Annotated in this window: 13 protein-coding genes; 7 read left to right on the plus strand and 6 right to left on the minus strand. The window is 72.9% G+C overall.

Going from position 1 to position 21,581, the window contains the following annotated elements; all coding sequences use genetic code 11:
- Nucleotides 1-33 precede the first annotated feature (33 nt).
- A complete protein-coding gene (locus ACLQ2N_RS10275) occupies nt 34-1,671 on the minus strand; it encodes a serine/threonine-protein kinase (RefSeq protein WP_425811239.1) in 1,638 nt (545 codons plus the stop codon).
- A gap of 468 nt (nt 1,672-2,139) precedes the next feature.
- On the opposite strand from ACLQ2N_RS10275, the gene ACLQ2N_RS10280 reads away from it, so the two are divergent.
- The 5 genes from ACLQ2N_RS10280 (at nt 2,140) to ACLQ2N_RS10300 (ending at nt 11,914) form a co-directional block, all read left to right on the plus strand.
- The gene (locus ACLQ2N_RS10280) at nt 2,140-5,508 is read left to right on the plus strand and encodes an FHA domain-containing protein (protein WP_425811241.1); all 3,369 of its coding nucleotides are present in this window, start codon (nt 2,140-2,142) and stop codon (nt 5,506-5,508) included.
- 282 nt (nt 5,509-5,790) lie between these two features.
- The gene (locus ACLQ2N_RS10285; protein WP_425811243.1) at nt 5,791-7,161 is read left to right on the plus strand and encodes an ABC transporter substrate-binding protein; all 1,371 of its coding nucleotides are present in this window, start codon (nt 5,791-5,793) and stop codon (nt 7,159-7,161) included.
- 4 nt (nt 7,162-7,165) lie between these two features.
- Nucleotides 7,166-8,581, plus strand: coding sequence for a carbohydrate ABC transporter permease (locus ACLQ2N_RS10290; protein ID WP_425811245.1), 1,416 nt, complete (start codon nt 7,166-7,168; stop codon nt 8,579-8,581).
- Nucleotides 8,578-9,447: a carbohydrate ABC transporter permease gene (locus tag ACLQ2N_RS10295; protein ID WP_425811247.1), complete on the plus strand. Its 870-nt coding sequence runs from the start codon at nt 8,578-8,580 to the stop codon at nt 9,445-9,447. Before ACLQ2N_RS10290 ends, ACLQ2N_RS10295 begins: the two co-directional genes overlap by 4 nt.
- 310 nt (nt 9,448-9,757) lie before the next feature.
- Entirely contained in the window at nt 9,758-11,914 is a 2,157-nt protein-coding gene (locus ACLQ2N_RS10300; RefSeq protein WP_425811249.1) for a bifunctional glycosyltransferase/CDP-glycerol:glycerophosphate glycerophosphotransferase, read from the plus strand.
- Between the two features lie 68 nt (nt 11,915-11,982).
- Here ACLQ2N_RS10300 and ACLQ2N_RS10305 read toward each other — a convergent pair whose 3' ends face one another.
- From ACLQ2N_RS10305 to ACLQ2N_RS10325, 5 genes are all read right to left on the minus strand, one after another.
- Nucleotides 11,983-12,357 (minus strand): hypothetical protein, encoded by a 375-nt coding sequence (locus ACLQ2N_RS10305; RefSeq protein ID WP_425811251.1) that lies wholly within the window; start codon nt 12,355-12,357, stop codon nt 11,983-11,985.
- 70 nt (nt 12,358-12,427) lie between these two features.
- Nucleotides 12,428-13,942, minus strand: a complete 1,515-nt coding sequence (locus tag ACLQ2N_RS10310) for a methyltransferase domain-containing protein (RefSeq protein WP_425811253.1) — start codon at nt 13,940-13,942, stop codon at nt 12,428-12,430.
- Between the two features lie 40 nt (nt 13,943-13,982).
- Nucleotides 13,983-15,200, minus strand: a complete 1,218-nt coding sequence (locus ACLQ2N_RS10315; RefSeq protein ID WP_425811351.1) for a glycosyltransferase family 39 protein — start codon at nt 15,198-15,200, stop codon at nt 13,983-13,985.
- 156 nt (nt 15,201-15,356) lie between these two features.
- Nucleotides 15,357-18,887, minus strand: a complete 3,531-nt coding sequence (locus ACLQ2N_RS10320) for a bifunctional glycosyltransferase/CDP-glycerol:glycerophosphate glycerophosphotransferase (RefSeq protein WP_425811255.1) — start codon at nt 18,885-18,887, stop codon at nt 15,357-15,359.
- A gap of 206 nt (nt 18,888-19,093) precedes the next feature.
- On the minus strand, nt 19,094-19,717 hold the full coding sequence (locus ACLQ2N_RS10325) for a TetR/AcrR family transcriptional regulator (protein ID WP_425811257.1): 624 nt from the start codon (nt 19,715-19,717) through the stop codon (nt 19,094-19,096).
- Between the two features lie 157 nt (nt 19,718-19,874).
- On the opposite strand from ACLQ2N_RS10325, the gene ACLQ2N_RS10330 reads away from it, so the two are divergent.
- Together ACLQ2N_RS10330 and ACLQ2N_RS10335 are read left to right on the plus strand one after the other, a co-directional pair.
- Nucleotides 19,875-20,813, plus strand: a complete 939-nt coding sequence (locus tag ACLQ2N_RS10330; RefSeq protein ID WP_425811259.1) for an ABC transporter permease — start codon at nt 19,875-19,877, stop codon at nt 20,811-20,813.
- A gap of 7 nt (nt 20,814-20,820) precedes the next feature.
- Nucleotides 20,821-21,576, plus strand: coding sequence for an ABC transporter ATP-binding protein (locus ACLQ2N_RS10335; RefSeq protein ID WP_425811353.1), 756 nt, complete (start codon nt 20,821-20,823; stop codon nt 21,574-21,576).
- The last annotated feature ends 5 nt before the right edge of the window (nt 21,577-21,581 follow it).

The following is a 21,581-nucleotide window of genomic DNA, read 5'->3' on the forward strand; positions in this document are numbered from 1 at the left end:
AGAGTTGTACGCCTCCGGCGTGGCTCGGTGTGCTCAGCCGCCGCTGCCGCCCAGTTCGGAGATCCAGTCCGTCACCGTGGACACGGCGTCGGTGATCGCGTGCCAGTAGCTCTGGCCCTGCCCGATCCAGTCCTTGAGCGGGGTCAGTTCCCAGATCAGCCAGCTCGCCACGACGAGCAGCACCAGCGTGAAGAGGCAGCCCTTGAGGCAGCCGAGCCCGGGGATCTTCATCGGGTTGGCGCTGCGCTGCCTCGGCTCGCGGGGCGCGCGCTGCGGCTGCTGCGGGGGCGCGTACGGCTGTGGCTGGGGCTGGTACTGCTGGCGCTGCGGCGGCTGGTACTGCTGCTGCGGTTGCGGCTGGTACTGCTGCTGCCGCTGTTGCTGCGGGTACTGCTGGGGCTGCTGGTATCCGGGCTGCCGGTCGCGCGGCTGCTGCGGGGGCGGCTGCTGCCGGCGCTGCGGGCGGCGGCGCAGCGGGTCCTGGCTCGGGTCGAGGTACTGGACCTGCGTCTGCTCGTTGCGGTCGCGGGCGGCCCGGAGCTGGGACTGCCAGGGGTGCGGGTCCTCGGGGCGCGGGTCGCCGTCGGGGCGCGGCGGCACCGGCGGCAGGACGGCGGTCGGGTCCGCCTGGGGGCCCGCGCCGGGCGCGCCGCCGTGCGGCAGGACGCTGGTGACCCCGTTCGGGTCGTACGAGCCGGCGTTGCTCGGCAGCACCTGCGTCGGGTCGGCGGCGCCGGGGATCTCGGGTACGGCGGTGGGCGCCGGGTCGGGCGCGAGCAGGGCGGCGACCCCGTCGGCGGCGGCGATCTGCGCGGGGCTCGCGTGGACCCCGATGCCGTCGGCGACGGTACGCAGGGCGCGGGCCAGGTTCTCCGCGCTCGGCCTGCGGTCCGGGTCCTTGCTCAGGCACCGCTCCATGACCGTCCACAGGGGCTCGGGGACGGTGCTGGGGCGGCGGGGCTCCTCGCTGAGGTGCCGGTGCAGGACTTCGAGCGCGGTGCCGCCGGCGAACGGCGGGCGGCCGGTGACCAGCTCGTACAGCAGGATGCCGGCGCCGTAGATGTCGACGGCGGAGGTCTGCGGGCGGCCCTCGGCGGACTCCGGCGCCACGTAGGCGGGGGTGCCGACGAACTCGTGGGTCCGGGTCAGGCCCGGCGAGTCGGCGAGGCGCGCGATGCCGAAGTCGGTGAGCATCGGGCGCATGGCGCCGTCGGGGTCGGCGAGCAGCACGTTGGCGGGCTTGAGGTCGCGGTGCACGACGCCGTCGGCGTGGCTGGCGGCGAGCGCGTCGGCGATCTGCGCGGTGAGCAGCGCGGCGGCGACCGGGGTGAGCGGGCCGTTGTCGCGCAGGTAGTGGTGCAGATCGGGACCGTCGATCAGGTCCATGACGAGGGCGAGGAGGTCGCCCTCGACCACGAGGTCACGGGTGCGCACGATGTTGGGGTGGGTCAGCCGCAACAGGACGGAGCGTTCCCGCAGGAACCGCATCACCACGTCCGCGTCGTTGGCCAGCTCCTCCTTGAGGACCTTGATCGCCACGGTCTCGCCGGGCCGGCCGGCCACGGCCGCCTCGGCGCCCGCCGCCTCGCGCTGGCTGGCGCGCCAGACGGTGCCCGTGGCGCCGCGTCCCAGCGGCTCCTCCAGGAGGTACTTGCTGCCTACCGGCCGCACGTCATGCGCTCCCTGCTGGTCGTGGTGGATCGGTCCCGGGCACCCCCGGAGTTTCCGGCCCACTCTAGAGGCTGTACGGAGAAGTCCGGCCGGGTCCGCGAGGTGACTTCTCCGGTCCGCGGGCGCCGGACGCACGGTCGCCGCTCTCCGGCGCGCGCACTCCGTTCCCCGCACGGAAGGGTCCCGGGGGAAGACGTCCGCCCCGGCCGGATGGTTGCCGGAGCCGTGCACCGGGAAACCGGTCATGCCGCACTTTTGGGGCCACAGCAGACGTTTCAAGATCACTAACTGATGACCGCCGGGCGTGTTGTCAGTGGCAGGTGCGAGGATGCCTGGAGCACGACTGCGCGGTCGGGAGCCTCGCGGTGCGTGACGAACCTGTACCGGACGACGCGTCCGTGCCGGGTGGGGGGAATCACAGGGCGTTCCCCCGGCCGGCGCCGCGCGCAGAAGGGACCGCTGACGGCGATGCAGATCCGGCTGACCGTCCTCGCGCCGCCCAGCGGCCAGACCCCGGCGCGCGCCTGCGATGTGCTGGTCACCGCACCCGCGGGGACGGCGCTGGCCTCCGTCGCGTCGGGCCTGGCCATGGCCGTCGCCGGTCCCGACGGCTCCCTCGGCAGCGGTGCGGTGGTGCTCTTCGCGGGCCGGGAGCGGCTGGACGCGCAGCGCAGCGCCCTCGGTGAGCCGCCCCTGGTCGACGGGGCGGTGCTCTCGCTCCAGGTCCCGGGCGAGGACGAGACCGCGGACGACGCGGTCCCCGCCCAGCTCCAGGTGGTCGCCGGTCCCGACGCGGGCGGGGTCCATCTGCTGCACGGCGGCACGGTCCGCATCGGCCGCTCGGCCGACGCCGATGTCCCGCTGGACGACCCCGATGTCTCCCGGCTGCACTGCGAGGTGACGGTCTCCGAGGACGGCCGGGTCTCCGTGGCCGATCTGGGTTCCACCAACGGCACCTCGCTCGACGGGGCCGAGGTCCACGACCGCCCGGTCCGACTGGCCCCGGGGGCGCTGCTGCGGCTCGGCGAGTCGACGCTCCGGCTCGCCTCCGGCACGCGTTCGCCGGTGCTGCCGACCGCCCCGGACGGTGAGGGCCACCTGCGGGTCGCCCAGGCCCCGGCCGCACCGGCCGCCCCCTCCCCCGAGGCCGCCCCGCCCGACCACGGCCGCCCCGCTCCCGACGACCCCGGGGCCACCGCCCGGCCCGGGTCCTCCACCGGGCATCCGGGCCGCTTCCCGGAGCAGGAGGCGCCCCGGCGCGGCGGCATAGGGGCCTGGGCCCGCCGGCTCAAGGGCGCCCGGGCCGAGTCGGCGGCGCCCCCGAGCGCCCCCGCCGAGCCGGCCGTCCCGCCCGTCGCCGAGACGTTCACCTCGCCGCCCACCGCTCCCGAGGGCACCTGGCCCGATCCGGCCGCCGTGCTGCTGACCGCGCTCGGCCCGGGCCCCCGGCTGTGGGAGCGCGACCCCGCGCACCCGGAGGCGCTGGTGGTCCGGCTGGGCACCACCGACCGGGCCGACCTGCCCGCCGTGCCGGTGACCGTGGGTCTGCGCGAGGCCGGTTCGCTGGGGCTCGCCGGGCCCCGGGAGCGGCTGGCGGGGCTCGCCCGGTCCGCCGTGGCCCAGCTGGCCGCGCTGCACTCCCCCGCCGACCTGGAGATCGTGCTGATCAGTACGGACCGGGCGCGGAGCACGGAGGAGCGGCGGCGCGAGTGGGCCTGGCTGGGCTGGCTGCCCCATCTTCGCCCGATGCACGGCCAGGACTGCCGGCTGCTCCTCGCCTACGACCGCGACCAGGCGCTCGCCCGGACCGCCGAGCTGGTCCGCCGGCTGGACGACGGGCCCCTCGGCCCCGGCTGGGCGAGCCAGGACGCGGCCACGGTCGCCGAGGCCGCCCGCGCCTACGAGGGCCCGTTCACGGTGGTGATCCTCGACGGCGACCCCGGCGCGGCGGTCCTCCGCGAGAACACCGCCCGGCTGGCCGCGGCCGGTGCGGCGGCGGGCGTCCATCTGATCTGTCTGGCCGAGACCCCGGCCGCGACGCCCACCTCGCCGGTCGCCGCGACGTACGAGGCCGCCTGCCACGCGTCGATCGCCTTCCGCGAGTGCGGGGCGGTCGGGATGCTGAGCGGTGACGTGGCGACGGCCCTGCGGCTGCTGCGCACGGCGGGCGGCCGGGCGGCGGGCCACGGCACGGTGGCCTCGGTGGACGCGGTGTCGGCGCACTGGGCCCAGCGGTTCGCCCGGGCGCTGGCCCCCCTGCGCGCGGAGGGCTCGGCCGCGCTGCCGGGCCGCCAGGTGCCGGTGGCACTCCCCCCGTCCGCCCGGCTCCTGGACGAACTGGGCCTGGCCCGCGCCACTCCGGCCTCCCTGATGGCCCGCTGGGCGTCGACGGCGGACGACCGCCCGGCGCCCCGCGTCGGCGCCCAGCGCACGGCGGCCGAGGCGCCGGACTCGGGGCGTACGCCGTACCCGGGTCCGAGCACCGGTGACTCGGGCCGTACGGCGTACCCGGACACCACCACCACGGGCTCGGGGCGTACGCCGTACCCAGGTGCGAGCACCGGTGACTCGGGCCGTACGCCGTACCCGGACACCACCACGGGCTCGGGGCGTACGCCGTACCCCCGCGCCGGCACCGGCGACTCCGGGCGCACCCCGTACCCCGACAACGCCACGACCACGGGCTCCGGCCGCACCCCCTGCCCCGCCCCCGCCCGGGTCAGCGGTCCCCGTCAGGCCGGCGGGCCTCGGGTCGCCGCGCGGGGCGCCGAAGGGGCCGGGGGGACGCGGACGGCGACGCGTGCCGCCGCGCGGCCGGCCGTCCACGCCGGGCGGCCCGTCGTCGTGCTCGGTGCCGGGCCGCGCGGGCCGGTGAGCGTCGATCTCGCCGACGAGGGGCCGCACCTGCTCATCGAGGGCCCCGGCGGCAGCGGGCGGACCGAGCTGCTGCGGGCCGTCGCGGCGTCGCTGGCCGCGGCCGCCCGGCCGGACCGGCTGGGCATCGTGCTGGTCGACGGGGCCGGCGGCGAGCGCGGCGAGTCGCTGCGTCCGTGCACGGAGCTGCCGCACGCGTTCACGCACCTGGTGGCCTCGGACCCGGTCCGGATGCGGGAGTTCGCCCAGGCACTGGGCGGCGAGGTGAAGCGGCGGGCCGAACTGCTCGGCGGGCTCGACTTCGCCGAGTGGCACAGCCGTCACGAGGACGGGCCCGCGGCCGTGCCCATCCCCGAACAGCGCGGCGACCTGGACGCCCCCCTCAGCGGCACCCTGCGCCTGCGCCCGGGCGCGGGCCGCCCCGTGGACCCGGGCCCCTCGCCGCTCCCCCGGCTGGTGGTGCTCGTGGACGACTACGACGCGCTCATAGCCCCGGCGCTCGGGAGCCCGGGCCGGCCGGCGGCCGGTTCGGTGGTACGGGCGCTGGAGGCGGTGGCCCGGGACGGCGGCCGGCTGGGCGTCCACCTGGTCGCCGCCTCGGCCCGCCCCGACCGCACGGAGGACACGGAGCTGGCCCGCGGCGCGCGGCTGCGCGTCGTGCTCGATCCCCCCGCGGTCCCGCCGTCACCGGACGAACCGGCGCCGGGCCGGGGGCGGCTGGGGCATCCGGACGGGCGGGTGACGCCGTTCCAGGGCGGCAGGGTGACCGGCCGCATCCCGCGTACGGCGACGCTGCGGCCGACGGTCGTCCCGCTGGAGTGGGAGCGGATGGGCGACCCGCCCACCCGCCGCCCGGTCCGCGAGCTGGGCAACGGGCCGACGGACCTCGCGCTGCTCGCCAGCGCGCTGGAGCGGGCGGCGCGTTCGGTCCACGCACAACCCCTCGCACCCCTGTCCACCTGAGACCCTGCCCGGCCCCGCCCGAGTCGCGCCGGAGCCGCCCTCGAAGGACCCCGGGCGGGGCCCGGACAGGGCGGCCCGATCGTCCCCCCATAGCCGGATACCGGCACTGATCCCACGTCACGAGGGCATCACGATCAAGGATTTGGGGCCGAGGGCGGTATTGCGACGCCGGGTCGCCGGGCATAGGACTGTGCGCACACGACGACGTGACGCTCGACCGGCAGCGCTGGCTTCCCGACCCGGCGCCCGGTGGGCGCGCGCGGACAGAGAGACGGGGCAGGAATGCGCACAACCCTACGGATTCGCAGAGCGGCCGTGGTGTTCACCGCCATCGGCGCACTGGCCCTCACCGGCTGCGGCGGCGACGGTGACGGCGGAGACAAGAAGACGGACGAAGGCGGCTCCACGCCGGGCAACGGCTCCACGCCGAGTGTCGTTTTACCGAAACTGAACGGTGAGAAGCTCTCTGTCGCCGCGGTCTGGACGGGTCCGGAACAGGCCAACTTCGTCAAGGTCCTCAAGGAGTTCGAGAAGCGGACCGGCGCCACGGTGACGTTCGTCCCGGCGCAGGACCCGATCGTCAACTTCCTCGGTACGAAGATCGCGGGCGGGCAGCCGCCGGACGTCGCGATGATCCCGCAGGTGGGGGCGGTCCAGCAGGCCGTGGCGAAGAAGTGGGCCAAGCCGGTCGGCCCCGAGGCGAAGGCCCAGCTGAGCAAGAACTACGCGCAGGTCTGGCAGGACCTCGGCGCGGTGGACGGCACCCAGTACGGGGTGTATTTCAAGGCCGCCAACAAGTCGCTGGTCTGGTACAACACCAAGGCGTTCGAGAACGCGGGCGCGAGCGAGCCGAAGACCTGGAAGGACTTCCTGGCGACCGCCGAGACGGTGTCCGCCTCGGGTGTCACCCCGGTCTCGGTCGGCGGCGCTGACGGCTGGACGCTGACCGACTGGTTCGAGAACGTCTACCTGTCGCAGGCGGGCCCGGAGAAGTACGACCAGCTCGCCCAGCACAAGATCAAGTGGACGGACCCGTCCGTCAAGGACGCGCTGACCACGCTGGCCCAGCTGTTCGGCAAGCCCTCCCTGATCGCGGGCGGCGCGGACGGCGCGCTCCAGACCGAGTTCCCCGCGTCGGTGACGCAGACCTTCACCGGCGGCGACCAGCCCAAGGCCGCCATGGTCTACGAGGGCGACTTCGTCGGCGTCAACATCGCGCAGACGAAGGCGAAGATCGGCACGGACGCCAAGGTGTTCCCGTTCCCCGCGGTCGGCGCCGAGTCGCCCGTGGTGACCGGTGGCGACGCGGCGATCGCACTGAAGGACGGCAAGGGCGCCCAGGCGCTGCTGACCTGGCTCGCCTCCACCGACGCGGCGAAGATCGCGGCCTCGCAGGGCGGGTTCATCTCGCCGAACAAGGGCCTGGACGCCGCCGCGTACCCGAACGACGTGCAGCGCACGATGGCGAAGGCGCTGATCGCGGCCGGGGACGCCGTCCGGTTCGACATGTCCGACCAGGCGCCGCAGTCGTTCGGCGGGACGCCCGGCAAGGGCGAGTGGAAGACCCTCCAGGACTTCCTGAAGAACCCGAAGGACATCGCGGGGACCCAAGCGAAACTGGAGTCCGACGCGGCCAAGGCGTACAAGAGCTGACGGCATGACGACAGCGGCAGCGGGGGGCGCCGACGAGGCGCTCCCCGCCGACAGGCAACGGTCCGGCGGGCCCCGCGTGCCCGCCCCCAGGAAGGCCCCTCCGGCAGGCTCCCCGGGGCGCGCGCCCCGGAGCGTGACCGGCACCCGCAAGGCGATCGCGGCGCTCTTCCTGCTGCCGGCACTGGTGCTGCTCGGGGCGCTGGTGGTGTACCCGATCGTGTACTCCGTCTACCGGTCGTTCTTCGACCAGGCGGGTACGGGCTTCGCCGGCATCGACAACTACAAGACGCTGTTCACGGACGACACCATCCGTACGGCGGTCAAGAACAACGCGATCTGGGTGGTCTTCGCGCCGACGATCTCCACCGCGCTCGGGCTGATCTTCGCGGTCCTGACCGAGCGCATCCGCTGGGGCACGGCCTTCAAGCTGGTCGTCTTCATGCCGATGGCGATCTCCATGCTGGCGGCGGGCATCATCTTCCGCCTGGTGTACGACGCGGCGCCGGAGCGCGGGGTCGCCAACGCGGTGTGGGTGGGCGTGCACGACACGTTCGCCGAGTCCTCGGGCTTCCCGAAGGCGCATCCGCTGCCCGTGGCCCCGCTGAAGGCGGCGGGCGGCGGGGCGTTCGTGACCAGGACGGCCGTGCACGCCGGGCAGCCGGTCCGGCTCCCCCTGGTCGGGGTGCTCCCGGCGAAGATGCCGGGCGACGCCAAACCGGCGAAGACCCCGGCGGCGGCCGGGGACGGCGGGATCACCGGCACCGCGTGGCTGGACTTCACCAAGGGCGGCGGCGGCAGACCCAATGTCGTCGACGCCAAGGAGCTCGGACTCAAGGGCCTGAAGGTGGAGGCCGTCAGGAACGGCGAGGTGGTCGCGACCGCCAAGGCCGGGGCCGACGGCACGTTCACGCTGCCCGCCTCGGCGGACGGCGCCGAACTGCGGCTCCCCGCCTCCAACTTCAGGGAGCCGTACAACGGCGTGAACTGGCTCGGCCCGACGCTCGTGACGCCCGGGATCATCGGGAGCTACGTGTGGATGTGGGCGGGCTTCGCGATGGTGCTGATCGCGGCGGGCCTGGCCGGCCTGCCGCGTGAACTCCTCGAAGCGGCCCGGGTGGACGGGGCCAACGAGTGGCAGGTGTTCCGCCGGATCACGGTGCCGATGCTCGCCCCGGTCCTCGCGGTGGTGCTGGTCACGCTGATGATCAACGTGCTGAAGATCTTCGACCTGGTGTTCATCATCGCGCCCGGCTCGACCCAGGACGACGCCAACGTGCTGGCGTTCCAGCTGTACCGGTCCTCGTTCGGCACGGACGCGGACCTCGGGGTCGGCAGCGCCATCGCCGTGCTCCTGCTGCTGCTGGTGATCCCGGTGATGCTCTTCAACATCAGGCGGATACGGAAGGAGGGGCGCCGATGACGACACCCCCGGCGACCCGGTCGCTCGGCGCGCGGATCGCGGCACGGGCCGCCGGCGGCGTGATGCGGGTCTTCCTGGTCCTGGTGGCCCTGTTCTGGCTGATGCCGACGGTCGGGCTGCTGCTGTCCTCGCTGCGCAGCCCGGACAAGATCGCGTCGACCGGCTGGTGGCAGATCTTCACCGCCCCCTCCGAGCTGACCGTCGACAACTACTCCCGGCTGCTCGACAATTCGGCGATCACCGACTCGCTGCTCTCCACGGTCATGATCACCGTGCCGTCCACGGTCCTGGTCGTGGTGATCGGCTCGTTCGCGGGATACGCGTTCGCCTGGATGGACTTCCCCGGCCGTGACTGGTGGTTCCTGCTGGTCGTGGGGTTGCTGGTGGTCCCCGTACAGGTGGCGCTCATCCCGGTGTCGAAGCTGTTCGGCGAGATCGGGATCTTCGAGACGACGCTCGGCGTGGTCCTCTTCCACACCGCGTTCGGGCTCCCGTTCGCGATCTTCCTGCTGCGCAACTTCTTCGCGGAGATCCCCCGGGAGCTCCTGGAGGCGGCACGGCTGGACGGGGCGGGTGAGATACGCCTCTTCACCCGGGTCGTGATGCCGCTGGGCGGTCCGGCGATCGCCTCGCTCGGGATCTTCCAGTTCCTCTGGGTCTGGAACGACATGCTGGTCGCGCTGATCTTCGCGGACTCGGGGTCACCACCGATCACGGTGGCGCTCCAGCAGCAGGTACGCCAGTTCGGCAACAACATCGACGTGCTGGCGCCCGGCGCCTTCGTCTCGATGGTGATCCCGCTCGCGGTGTTCTTCGCCTTCCAGCGCCAGTTCGTCTCCGGCGTGATGGCGGGGGCGGTCAAGTAGCGGGTACGTGACAGCGCGGGGCACTCCGGCCGGCCGGCGGGGGTGCCCCGCAGCCGTGCGGTGCCCGGGATCACGCCTGTCGGGAGCGCCTGTCGTGGCCGCGTACGCCCCGCATTGTCCAAGGTTCACTTACTGTCCCGGGTAGTATGATAAGTGGGGCCTTCATCAGCCGCGCGGTCGACCGCTCACGGGCCCGACGCGCCCGTCTCTTCGGCCTTCGTACGCCTGCCCGCCCCCTGACCCGTCCTGCGGAGCCCGCCCCAGTACGCTGTGTGGTCTCCCAGTACGCACAGTCCGAGAAAGAGTCCGTATGCCCCGGCTGAGTGTCATCATCCCTGTCCGTCGCGCCCGAGGAAGCCTGCGCGAGTGCCTGGAGTCGGTGCTCTCGCAGTCGTTCACGGACATCGAGGTCATCGGGGTGGACGACGGCGCGCCGGACGGCTCGGGCCTGGTCCTGGACGAGTTCGCCGCCCGCGACAGCCGCGTCCGGGCCGTGCACCTGGAGCCGGGCGCCGGTGCGCACGGCCGCCGGAACGCCGGGATCGAGGAGGCCGCCGGGGAGTACGTCCTCTTCCTGGAGGGCTACTACATCCTCCTGCCCGGCGCGCTCCAGGCCATCGCGGACCGGCTGGACGCCACCGGCGACCCGGACGTGCTGCTGTTCGGCCACCAGAAGCGCCCCTTCCGCGGCAAGGTCCGCTCGACGCGGTCCCTCCAGAAGCTGGACGGCATGCCCGCCGGCCCGTTCACCCTGGCGAAGCGGCCGGACCTCCTGGACATCGCCCCGGTCTCCTGGAACCGCGCGGTCCGCCGCGCGCTGCTGGAGCGCGAGACCGTGACCTTCGGCCCGGGCCCGCACGGCGAACGGATGTACGCGCTGGCGACCGTCGCCGTCGCCGCCTCGGTGGCCACGCTGGGCACCGCCTGCGTCGAGCACCGCCAGCAGCGCTACCTGCCCGGCCTCGTGGACGACGTGGAGCCCCGGACGGGCTCGACCCCGCTGGAGCTGGTCGAGGCGTACGACGCGCTGATGACCTTCGTGGAGGCGCGTCCGGCCCTGAAGGACGTCCGCGGCCTCCTCTTCGACCGCGCCGTGCAGGAGCTGCTCACCGCGTACCCGACGGTGACCAAGCGCCGCCGGCAGTACGTCGGCGCGGTCGGCGCGTTCCACGGCGCCCACCGCCCGGAGGGCTTCACGTTCCCCGGCGGCGCCAAGGGGCTGCGCCCGCAGCTGATGGGCGGCGGCAAGTACACCGCGCTCGGCGCCCTGGACACCGCGCTCGCCACCCGCCGCAGCCTGCGCGCCGCGCCCACCACGGCACGGGCGAAGGCGAAGAAGCAGTTCACCAAGCGTTACTACAAGGCGCAGCGCAAGCTGCCGCTGGACCCGAAGCTGGCCGTGTACGCCGCCTACTGGAACCGCGGCGTGAGCTGCAACCCGGAGGCGATCTACCGCAAGGCGAAGGAGCTGGCGCCCGACATCCACGGCGTCTGGGTGGTGTCGAAGAAGAACGTGGACTCGGTGCCCAAGGGCATCGACTACGTGGTGCCCGGAACCCGCCGCTACTGGTCGGTGCTGGCCCGTGCCACGTACTTCTTCAACAACGTCAACTTCCCGGACCACCTGGTCAAGCGCCCCGGCCAGATCCATGTCATGACCCACCACGGCACCCCGCTGAAGATCATGGGCATGGACCAGCAGAACTACCCGGCCGCGGCCCAGGGGCTCAACTTCGACCGGCTGCTGAAGCGCGTGGACCGCTGGGACTGGAGCGTCTCGGCCAACCCGCACTCCACCGAGGTGTGGTCCCGCGCCTACCCGAGCGCGGCGCGCCCGCTGGAGACCGGTTACCCGCGCAACGACGTCTTCGCGACGGCCACCGAGGAGCAGATCGCCAAGATCCGCGAGGACCTGGGCATCCGCCCCGGCCAGCGCGCCGTGCTCTACGCGCCGACGCACCGCGACTACGAGTCGGGCTTCACCAACCGCCTGGACCTGGACCGGTTCTGCGCGGCCGTCGGCCCGGACACCGTGGTCCTCATGCGCGCCCACTACTTCTACGGCGGGTCGGGCCTCCCGGAGAACGCGTCGGTCATCGACGTCTCCACGTACCCCCGCGTCGAGGACCTGTGCCTGGCGGCGGACGCGCTGGTCACCGACTACTCCTCGGTGATGTTCGACTACGCCCACCTGAACCGTCCGATCGTGATCCTCGCCCCGGACTGGGAGACGTACCGCACGGTCCGCGGTGTCGTCTTCGACCTGCTGTCCGGGCGGCCGGGCGAGACGCCGGGTGCCGTGGCCACGAACACGGACGAGCTGGCGGCGATCTTCACCGACGGCAGCTGGAACAGCCCGGAGAACGAGGCGCTGCTGAAGGCGTTCAAGGAGCGCTTCTGCCCGTACGACGACGGCCGCGCCGCCGAGCGCGTGGTGCGCCGCGTGCTGCTGGGCGAGGAGATCTAGGACTCAGCGGTACGCCGAGGGGCCCGTCACCGGAACGTTCCGGCGGCGGGCCCCTCGGCGTACCGTCGCTAGCCTTGCTGACCGGCCATGACCGTGATCAGGCCGACCACCACGAGCAGCGAGCCGCCCCAGGTCCACAGCGAGGTCCGCTCGTGCAGCACGGTCGCCCCGGCCAGCACGATCAGCAGGTAGCCGAGCGCGTTGAAGGGGTACGCGACGGAGAGCGGCACCTTGGCCAGCGTCGTCATCCACGCGAGCGCGGACACCGCGAAGACCAGCAGCCCGAACACGACCCACGGGCTGCCCGCGGCCCGCAGGGCGACGGAACCGCCCTCGCGCCCGGCGGCGGCCGCGGCGCCCTTCATCCCGTGCTTGAGCATGATCTGGCCGCCCGCCGAGGAGAACACGGCGAACAGGAGCAGCAGCACACTGGGGAGGGTCAACGACTTGCTCCTGACTGCGGGGACGGGGGGTTCGGGCGCCCGGGCGGGCGCGGGTCCGGGGCGGGGCGCCTCAGACACCGACCCGGTCGGCGGGGACGTACTGTCGGTTGAGGATGTCCTGTACATCGACGTGCTCTCCAGCGATGATCGTCTCGGCCGCGTGCGGGGTGAGCAGGGCGACGTGCTGATAGCCGAACAGCGTCGGCCGGACGCGGGTCAGCAGCCTCGACGCCCCGCCGAGCACGGCGGCGAGCGGGCCCCGGCCGAGCAGCGACCAGAACGGCGCGCCGGTGGAGGAGAGTTCGAGGACGTCGTAGCCGGCGGCGCGCACGGTGCGGCGCAGGCTGGCCCGGGTGAAGAAGCGCAGATGCGTTTCGTCGAGGATGCCCCGGCGGTCGTAGTCGAAGGCGCCGACGGCGACCCGCAGCCGGGAGTACCAGTGGCTGAAGTTGGGGACGGACAGCAGCATCCGGCCGCCCGGCCGCAGCACGGCGGCCGCCTCGGCGAGGACGCGTTCGGGGCGGGACAGGTGCTCGATGACGTCACCGGCGACCACGTAGTCGAAGCCGCTCCCGGCCTCGGCGGGCAGCCCCTCCTCCAGGTTGGCGAGGTGGAAGTGGCTGCACCGGTCGCGGACGCCGGGCACCTCGACGTAGTCGACGCCGGTCACCTCGTGGCCCAGGGACTCCAGCCGCTCGGCGAACAGTCCGCCGGAGCAGCCCAGGTCCAGGACGCGGCCGGGCGGCAGCGCGCGCATCTTGTCCAGGATGACCGCGTGCGAGGAGCCGTCGCCCTCCTTGAAGGCGTACTCGACGGGCTTGGGGATCCACCGGCAGGTCCCGAACCCCTTGACGGCCAGCCGGTATTCGAGGACGTCCTTGACGACGTCCTTGGCGTACTTCATGCCGTTGACGTAGCAGATCTCGTCGCCGTAGTAGGTGGGGACGGGGATCTCCTTGATCCGCATGCCCGCGTGCAGCAGCTGCACGATGATCTGGGTGTCGAAGTCGAAGGCGTCGGTGTTCCGGTCGACGGGCAGCCGCTTGAGAGCCGCGACGCTGTACGCGCGGTAGCCGGAGTGGAATTCGGTCAGATCCGAGCCCAGGAGGCCGTTCTCCAGCCGGGTGAGGATGCGGTTGCCGAGCCACTTGTACACCGGCATGCCGCCCTTGAGCGCGCTGCCCGACGTCATCATCCGTGACCCGAACACGGCTTCGCACTCGCCGCGTTCGATGGGCGCGACCATCTCGGGGAGCAGCTCGGGGGCGTACTGCCCGTCGCCGTGCAGCAGCACGATGATGTCGAGCCCGTGCTCGGCGGCCAGCGCGTATCCGGCCTTCTGGTTGCCGCCGTAGCCGAGGTTCTTGGTGTGCCGCATCACGACGGTACGGGGCATGCCCTCGGCCTGTGACCAGCGGCAGCCCGCCCTGAAGGTGGCGTCGTGACTCGCGTCGTCGAGGATGAGGATCTCGTCGATCCGCGACCGGAAGTCCTCCGGGATCCGGTCGAGGGTCTTCTCCAGCGTTGTCTCCGCGTTGTACGCGACCACCAGGATGCCGATCCTGGGGCTCGGGCTTTCCTTCACGGGGCGTTCTCCAGTTGCGGTCGGGGACGGGGGTGCGGGATCAGTCGACGGTGGAGCAGGAGCGGAATTCCGTACGGGGTGCGGAGATCTGCGCCCGCTCGGTGGGGAGGGCGTCCGGGGGCGTGGCGAGGATGCGGCGTACGCCGGTGGCGAGGCCCGCCGCCAGGACGAACCAGCCGGCGGCGCCCAGGTACAGCACGGGCTCGCTCCAGCGCACGGCGGACCGGCCGCTGTAGCCGAGGACGGCGACCAGGCCGACGACCGCGCTGTACGCGAACCCCTCGACGGGGCCGAGCACGAACATCCCGGCGGCGGCCCAGGTCAGGTACTGGAGTCCGGACGCGGTGGACAGGAGCAGGAGCAGCCCCAGCGTGACGGCGACGACCCCGGGGGCCTCGGCGGGCCGCAGCCAGGCGAGGCGGGCGCCCGCGGCCACGCACACGAGGACGAAGAGGAAGTGGCCGCCGCCCTGCATGAAGGCGATGACCGGCTCGGGCAGTCCGAGGACGTCCGCGAAGCGCACCAGCCCCCACAGCCGGTAGCTGCCGCCCGCGTACTCCAGGACGTTGTGCACCAGGTCCATGGGCACGGTCAGCAGTGCCGGGCCCCACACGAGCGCGGTGACACCGGCGAACCCGGCGCCGAAGCGGACCAGGACCGGCCGCCCGCCGCGCAGCGCGGCCACGAAGAGGGCCGGGATCACCACGACCGGGATGAACTTGACGCTGATCGAGAGGGCCGCCGCGACGCCTGCGGCGAGCGGCGTCCTCCGGTCGGCCAGGAGGTGGGCGGCGGCCAGCGCGAAGGCGACGGCGACGGCGTCGGTGTTGCCGTGGTAGCCGGAGGTCGCGATGAGCACCGGGCTGACGGCGACCCCGATCCCGCAGAGCATCGCGGTACGCGGGGTGGCGCGGCGGCGGACGATCTCGAACACGAGGACCGCGCAGGCGAAGTCGGCGGCCGACGCGGGGAAGCGGATCAGCGTGGCGAAGGAGAAGCCGAGTTCGGTGAGGCGGTCGAGGCCCAGCAGCATCCACCCGGCCAGCGGCGGGTGGTTGTAGACGGGGAGGCCGGGAAGCGGGTGCGCGTAGACGCGGACGGGGCCGTACCCGGTGATCGCCTTGGCGAATCCCGCGAAGATCCGCACGTCGGCGGGGCCGGGCGAGTTGGCCGCGATGATCATGCGGGTGAGGAGGCCCGCGGTCGCCGCGACGAGCACGGCGGCCCTGGCCCGCCGCACGTCCGTTTCGCCCCACATTCGGATACCCATGAAAGCAGAACGTAGCAAGGCGGCGACGCTATGCGATGCAGCGAATCGTCACCGTGGCGTAAACCCTGGGCGATGTGCCGCCCGGAGAACGCCGATGCCCGGCCGGTGCGGACCGGCCGGGCATCGGGTCGCCGCTACGGGCGACTACAGCATGCGGTCGACCACGCGGGCGGTGGCCCGGCCGTCGTCGAGGTCGCAGAAGTCGTGCCGGAACTGCTCGTACGCCTTGGCGTGTCCGGCGATGGCCTGCTCCGGGTCCTTCAGCGCGGCGATCAGGTCGTCGGAGCCCGGGATCAGGGGTCCGGGGGCCCGCTTCTCGAAGTCGAAGCTGAACCCGCGCAGCGTGTCGCGGTAGTGCTCCAGGTCGTACGTGTGGAACAGCATCGGCCGCCCGGTCTGGGCGAAGTCGAACATCAGCGAGGAGTAGTCGGTGACCAGGGCGTCGCTGATGAGCATGAGTTCGCCGACGTCCGGGTAGCGCGAGACGTCCTTGACGAAGCCCGTACCGCTGTCCGGGAGCCGGTCGGTGACCATGTAGTGACGGCGCACCAGGAGCACGGTGTCCTCGCCGAGTTCGCGTTCGGCGGCGGCCAGGTCGAGCTGGAGGCCCAGCGAGTAGCGCCCGCCGCCGAGGCGCTGGTCCTCGCGCCACGTCGGTGCGTACAGGACGACGCGCTTGCCGGCCGGGATGCCCAGCCTCTCCCGCACCGCGGCGGCGACCTTGGCGCGGTCCGGGGCGTGGAAGATGTCGTTGCGCGGGTAGCCGCACTCCAGCACCTCGCCCTCGAAGCCGAACGAACGGCGCAGGACGGGCGTGGAGAACGTGTTCGGCGAGACCAGGAAGTTCCACTGCCTGGCCCGCTCGGCGAGGGTCGCGATGTACCCGGCGTTCGCCTGGGCGGTGCCCGCGAGTTCGAGGCCGATGCGCTTGAGCGGGGTGCCGTGCCAGGTCTGGACGACGGTCTGGTCCTCGCGGCGCACGAACCACTCGGGCAGCTGCGTGTTGGTGATGACGTAGCGGCTGCGGGCCAGCGCCTCGTGCCAGGCGGCCGAGCCGTGCTCGACGGCGGTGGTGCCCTCGGGGACGATCGCCTGCTGGTCGCGGACGACCCAGATGTGCTCCACCTCGGTGCCCCGGCGCACCAGCTCCTCGTAGACGGCGCGCGGCGAGTCCGAGTACTGGCGGCCGTCGAAGGTGCTGTAGAGCGCGGCGGCGCGCAGCGGCTCGGAGCGCTGCGCGGCGTACGCCTCGCTCAGCAGGCGCTTGGCGCGCGGGCCGCGCTCGGCGGCGCTGAGCACGGAGCCGGAGACCACGAGGAGCTGGTCGCCGAAGCGGCGCTCCAGGGTGTAGTCGCGGCCGCCGAGCGTGCGGGTGGCGGGCAGGGTATGGAAGGCGGAGGCGGGGAGCCGCAGCGCGCGGTCGCCGCTCTCGTCGGTGGCGCCCTTCTCCCGGAAGAAGAAGTACCAGTTGCCCTCGCCGAGCGGCACGGCGCCGCCCGGTCCCTCCACGGCGTCCGGCCGCAGCTCGGCGCGGAAGCGGCGGGCGCCCTCGGGTCCGGTGAACTCGACCGGGAAGATCTGCTCCTCGCGGTGGCCGCTGTTCTGCACGACCAGCTCGACCGGGTGCTCCGGGTCCTCGGGGAAGGTGCCCTCCAGGAACAGCCGGCCGTCGTCCGTCCAGCTGGCCAGCTCGACGGCGGGCTGCACGGGGCGGTCGCTGACCACCAGGTTGCCGCGCGCGCTGGCGACGAGGGCCAGCTCGCGGCGGGCGCCGTCCGGCCCCCCGGCGAGCGGGTAGCGGCCGGGGTGGACCGAGCCGGGCGCGTCGAGCGACGCCTTCAGGCCCTTGCCGACGAGGTGGACGCTGTACGCGACGCTCTTCGGGGCGTCCTCGTCGGGGCGGGTCTCCTCGACGGCGGCGAGCGGCAGCTCGGCGGTGAACCGGTTCCAGCCGGCTCCGGCGCCGGAGCCCACGGTGACGGGCACCTCGACGGTGGCCTTCGTGGCGCCGTGCGTCAGGACCAGCGTCAGCTCGTCCTTGACGAGGCGGGCGCGGACCACGCCGGTCACCTTGACGGTGCCGGGCCGGTCGCCGGGTCCGTGGGTCTCGAAGCGGGCGTCGACGCGCTCGGAGTGCAGCACCAGCTTGTCGCCCTCGAAGGCGGGGACGATGCGGTGGTCACCGTCGGGGCGGTGGACGGGCGGCGCGACGGACGCCTCGCGGACCGAGGGGAAGGCGCGGCGCAGCAGGCCGCCCCGGGCGATGCCGACCTGGAACTGGAAGGTGAGCTGCTTGGGGCCGTTGTCCGCCTGGATGCGCAGCTTGGAGGCGTCCACGGTGGTCTCGAAGCCGGCGCGGTGGTAGTCGTGCAGGCTCTGCCGCGAGCGGGCGGTGGCCTCGGGCTCGTCGGTGCGGCGCAGCCGGAGCGGGACGACATGGCGCCGGCCGGCACGCAGCCAGCCGATCCGGAACTCACTGGCCCCGGAGGTGACCGGCAGGTTGCGGATGTACGCGTAGCCGCTGAGGTGCAGCTTGCCGTCGCGCCACCGGGCGTCGCGCAGCCGGGCGGCGAGCGGCAGGTCGCGGTCGGCGACGCGCGCCACGGGCGCGGGCACGGGCCGGGTGAGCACGGGGTAGTGGGCCACGCGCTTGCGCATGCCGCTGACCTCGAACGCGCCGGGCTCCCGCTTCTCCTGGAGGAGCAGCGCGATCAGCTCGTCCATGCGGTGCTCGCGTACCAGGTACCACATCACGCGCAGGCGCAGCGGCAGACCGTCGAGCACCGAGGGGTCGACCTGGTCGATGAACTTGTTGGTGTACGTCAGGAACGCGTCCCGGTACTCCTGGCCGCCGTCCGGCAGGACCTCCATGAAGTACCAGAGGTCGTTGGCCAGCGCGTGGGCCTCGTAGTGGTTCTTGTCGGCGGGGGTGCGCTTCTCCGCCAGGAAATCGGAGACGCCCTGGACGTGTGCGACGCGGTCGTGGATGCCGCGGACGACGGCCCGGCTGGTGGTGATGGAGCCGGGGCGGTCGCGCCAGTAGTAGACGGGGTCCTTGACGATGTCGACGGAGCCGGCCAGGAAGTGGGCGGGCAGCACGACGGGGATGTCCTCGTACAGCGCGCCGACCGGGAAGGCGAACTCGTGCTTGTCCCAGAAGGAGCGGCGGAAGACCTTGTTGCAGGCGATGCGGTCGCCGAGGAGGTCCAGGTCGCGCGAGACGTGGGTGCGCTTGCGCGTGGTGGCCATGGGCTTGCGGAACATCGGCGACTGCACCAGCTTGCCGCCGGCGCGCAGCCGCAGGACGTTGCCGGACGCCAGGTCCGAGCCGGTCTCCTCCAGCGACTCGACCAGGAGCTCGTAGGCGTTCGGCGGGATGATGTCGTCGCTGTCGCAGAAGGCCAGGTAACGGCTCTCCGGGTCGCAGTTGCGGAACCCGGTGTTACGGGCGTGCCCCAGTCCGCCGTTCTTCTGCCTGACCAGCTTGAAGCGGTCGTCGCTCGCGGCGAACTCGGCGGCCAGCGCGGCACTGCCGTCGGTGGACCCGTCGTCGACCATCACCACCTCGAGGTCGGTCATGGTCTGCTCCGCGAGAGACTTCAGACACTCCGTCAGGAAGAGTTCCACGTTGTAGACGGGGACAACGACACTGAGCCGTGGCGGCATGTTGAGCACGTCCGTTCATCAAGGGCCTGGCTATCCGTAGGGCTCAACCGCAGGGGCGGTCGGGGGTCACCGGTTACGGTCCCGAACGAGTGACTGCGCCTGCACCGTGCTCGCCCCGTGCACATGCTCCGGAAGGCCCGGTGGGCGGCCCGCCCACCAGATTAACCGATCGAAGGGTGACCCCTACAAGCACGCTGGCACACCCCCGCGGGCCGTCATCGGGCGGGGTCCGGGGCGTGGGTGAGCGCCGCCACGGCGGAGGCCGCGAGGTCGTCCAGATACCCCGGGGGCACCTCGCCCCGGACCACCGCGAGCCGCCAGTAGAGCGGCCCGACGATCAGGTCGAGGGCGCGGTCGGGGTCGCTGCCGGGCGGCAGCTCGCCGCGCGCGACGGCGTCCCGGACGACCACGGCCGCGACGCCCTGCTGCGGGTCGAGCAGGGCGGCCTTGATGGCGCCGGAGATCTCCGGGTTCCGGGCGGCCTCGACCAGCAGGTCCGGGATGACCTGGGAGGCCAGTGGGTGGCGCAGGGCGTACGCGGCCAGTTCGAGCACGGCGCGCACGTCCCCGTACAGGGAGCCGGTGGCGGGGGCGGGCATGCCCTGGGCGGCGACGGCCGAGACCAGGTCCAGGACCAGGTGCAGCTTGGACTTCCAGCGCCGGTAGACGGCGGTCTTGCCGACACCGGCCCGGCGGGCGATGCCCTCGATGGACATTCGGGCGAACCCGACCGCCGCGAGCTCCGCGAACACCGCGCTGCGGATGGCGTCGGTCACGTCCTCGCGCAGGACGGCGGCTCCCGCCGGGGCTCGGCGGCGGCTTCCGGGGTCGGTGGTCATGGCCGAATCATAGTCCGCGACGACGGAACGGTTGCGTTCCGACGTGCGTACGTCCTACCCTCGGCGTTGCGACGATACGGTCCCGTCCCGTCGCCGGGCGCATCCTTTCCGCCCGTACGCCGTGCCCCCGCCTGCCCGCCTCCCGTCGAAAGCGATCGTGGTGAGCCAGACAACAGCCCCGGCCCCGGCGGACAGCCCGCCGCCCCTCTCCCCGCCCGTGTACGGCTCCGGCGAGCTCGCCGCGCTCGCCGCGCGGCACGGGCTGACCGTGAGCGGCGCGCGGCCCTCGCTGCCCGCGTACGTGACGCAGCTGTGGGGGCGGCGGCACTTCATCACGGCCTTCGCCACGGCCAAGCTCACCGCCCAGTACAGCCAGGCGAAGCTGGGCCAGATCTGGCAGATCATGACGCCGCTGCTCAACGCGACGGTCTACTACTTCATCTTCGGCATCCTGATGAAGACGAAGCACGGGGTGCCGGACTTCGTCCCGTTCCTGGTCACGGGCGTCTTCATCTGGACCTTCACCAGCTCCTCGATCACCGCCGGCACCCGCGCCATCAGCGGCAACATCGGCCTCGTCCGGGCGCTGCACTTCCCGCGCGCCTCGCTGCCGATCGCGCTCGCCCTGCAACAGCTCCAGCAGCTGCTGTTCTCGCTGGGCGCGCTGGTCCTGGTCCTGCTGGCCTTCGGGCAGTATCCGCAGCCGTCCTGGCTGCTGGCCGTGCCGGCCCTGGCCCTCCAGGCCGTCTTCAACACCGGGATCTCGATGGCCATGGCCCGCCTCGCCGCGCGCACCCCGGACATCGCCCAGCTCACCCCGTTCGTGCTGCGCACCTGGATGTACGCCTCGGGCGTGATGTGGAGCATGGACACGATGCTGCGCGGCGACCGGGTGCCGGACTGGGTGAAGCTGGCGCTCGAACTGAACCCGGCGGCCGTCTTCATCGACCTGGTGAGGTTCGCGCTCATCGACAGCTTCGGCGGGAACCAGCTGCCCCCGCACGTCTGGGCGGTCGCCGCCGGCTGGGCCCTGGTGTGCGGCGCGGGCGGCTTCGTCTACTTCTGGAAGGCCGAGGAGAGTTACGGACGTGGCTGATTCCCGGATGCCCACCGTCGTCGTGGACGACGTCCACATCACGTACAAGGTCAACGGCGCCCGCACCGGCCGGGGCAGCGCCACCTCCGCGCTGAGCCGGATCGCCTCGCGCCGGCAGGCCCCGGGCGTGCGCGAGGTGCACGCCGTCAGGGGTGTCAGCTTCGCCGCGTACAAGGGGGAGGCGATCGGGCTGATCGGCTCCAACGGTTCGGGCAAGTCCACGCTGCTGAAGGCCATCGCGGGCCTGCTCCCCACCGCGAAGGGCCGCGTCCACACCCACGGCCAGCCCTCGCTGCTCGGCGTCAACGCCGCCCTGATGAGCGACCTGACCGGCGAGCGCAACGTGATGCTCGGCGGCCTCGCGATGGGCATGAGCCGCGAGGAGATCCGCGAGCGCTACGACGGCATCGTGGAGTTCTCCGGCATCAACGACAAGGGCGACTTCATCACCCTGCCGATGCGCACGTACTCCTCCGGCATGGGCGCCCGCCTCCGCTTCTCGATCGCCGCCGCCAAGAACCACGACGTCCTGCTGATCGACGAGGCCCTCTCCACCGGCGACGCCCGCTTCCAGCAACGCAGCAAGGCCAGAATCCTCGAGCTGCGCGAACAGGCCGGCACGGTGTTCCTGGTGAGCCACCACAACAAGTCGATCACCGAGACCTGCGACCGGGCCCTGTGGCTGGAGTCCGGAACCCTCCGCATGGACGGCCCGGCGAAGGACGTGATGAAGGAGTACGAGAGGTTCACGGGCCGCAAGTAGACGGG

The organism is Streptomyces sp. DT224, assembly GCF_049844595.1.
Taxonomy (GTDB): Bacteria; Actinomycetota; Actinomycetes; order Streptomycetales; family Streptomycetaceae; genus Streptomyces.

Coding starts and splice junctions, on each gene's coding strand:
- ACLQ2N_RS10280 (WP_425811241.1), top strand. CDS start 2,140: ATGCAGATCCGGCTGACCGTCCTCGCGCCGCCCAGCGGCCAGACCCCG.
- ACLQ2N_RS10285 (WP_425811243.1), top strand. CDS start 5,791: ATGCGCACAACCCTACGGATTCGCAGAGCGGCCGTGGTGTTCACCGCC.
- ACLQ2N_RS10290 (WP_425811245.1), top strand. CDS start 7,166: ATGACGACAGCGGCAGCGGGGGGCGCCGACGAGGCGCTCCCCGCCGAC.
- ACLQ2N_RS10295 (WP_425811247.1), top strand. CDS start 8,578: ATGACGACACCCCCGGCGACCCGGTCGCTCGGCGCGCGGATCGCGGCA.
- ACLQ2N_RS10300 (WP_425811249.1), top strand. CDS start 9,758: ATGCCCCGGCTGAGTGTCATCATCCCTGTCCGTCGCGCCCGAGGAAGC.
- ACLQ2N_RS10315 (WP_425811351.1), bottom strand. CDS start 15,200: ATGTGGGGCGAAACGGACGTGCGGCGGGCCAGGGCCGCCGTGCTCGTC.
- ACLQ2N_RS10325 (WP_425811257.1), bottom strand. CDS start 19,717: ATGACCACCGACCCCGGAAGCCGCCGCCGAGCCCCGGCGGGAGCCGCC.
- ACLQ2N_RS10335 (WP_425811353.1), top strand. CDS start 20,821: ATGCCCACCGTCGTCGTGGACGACGTCCACATCACGTACAAGGTCAAC.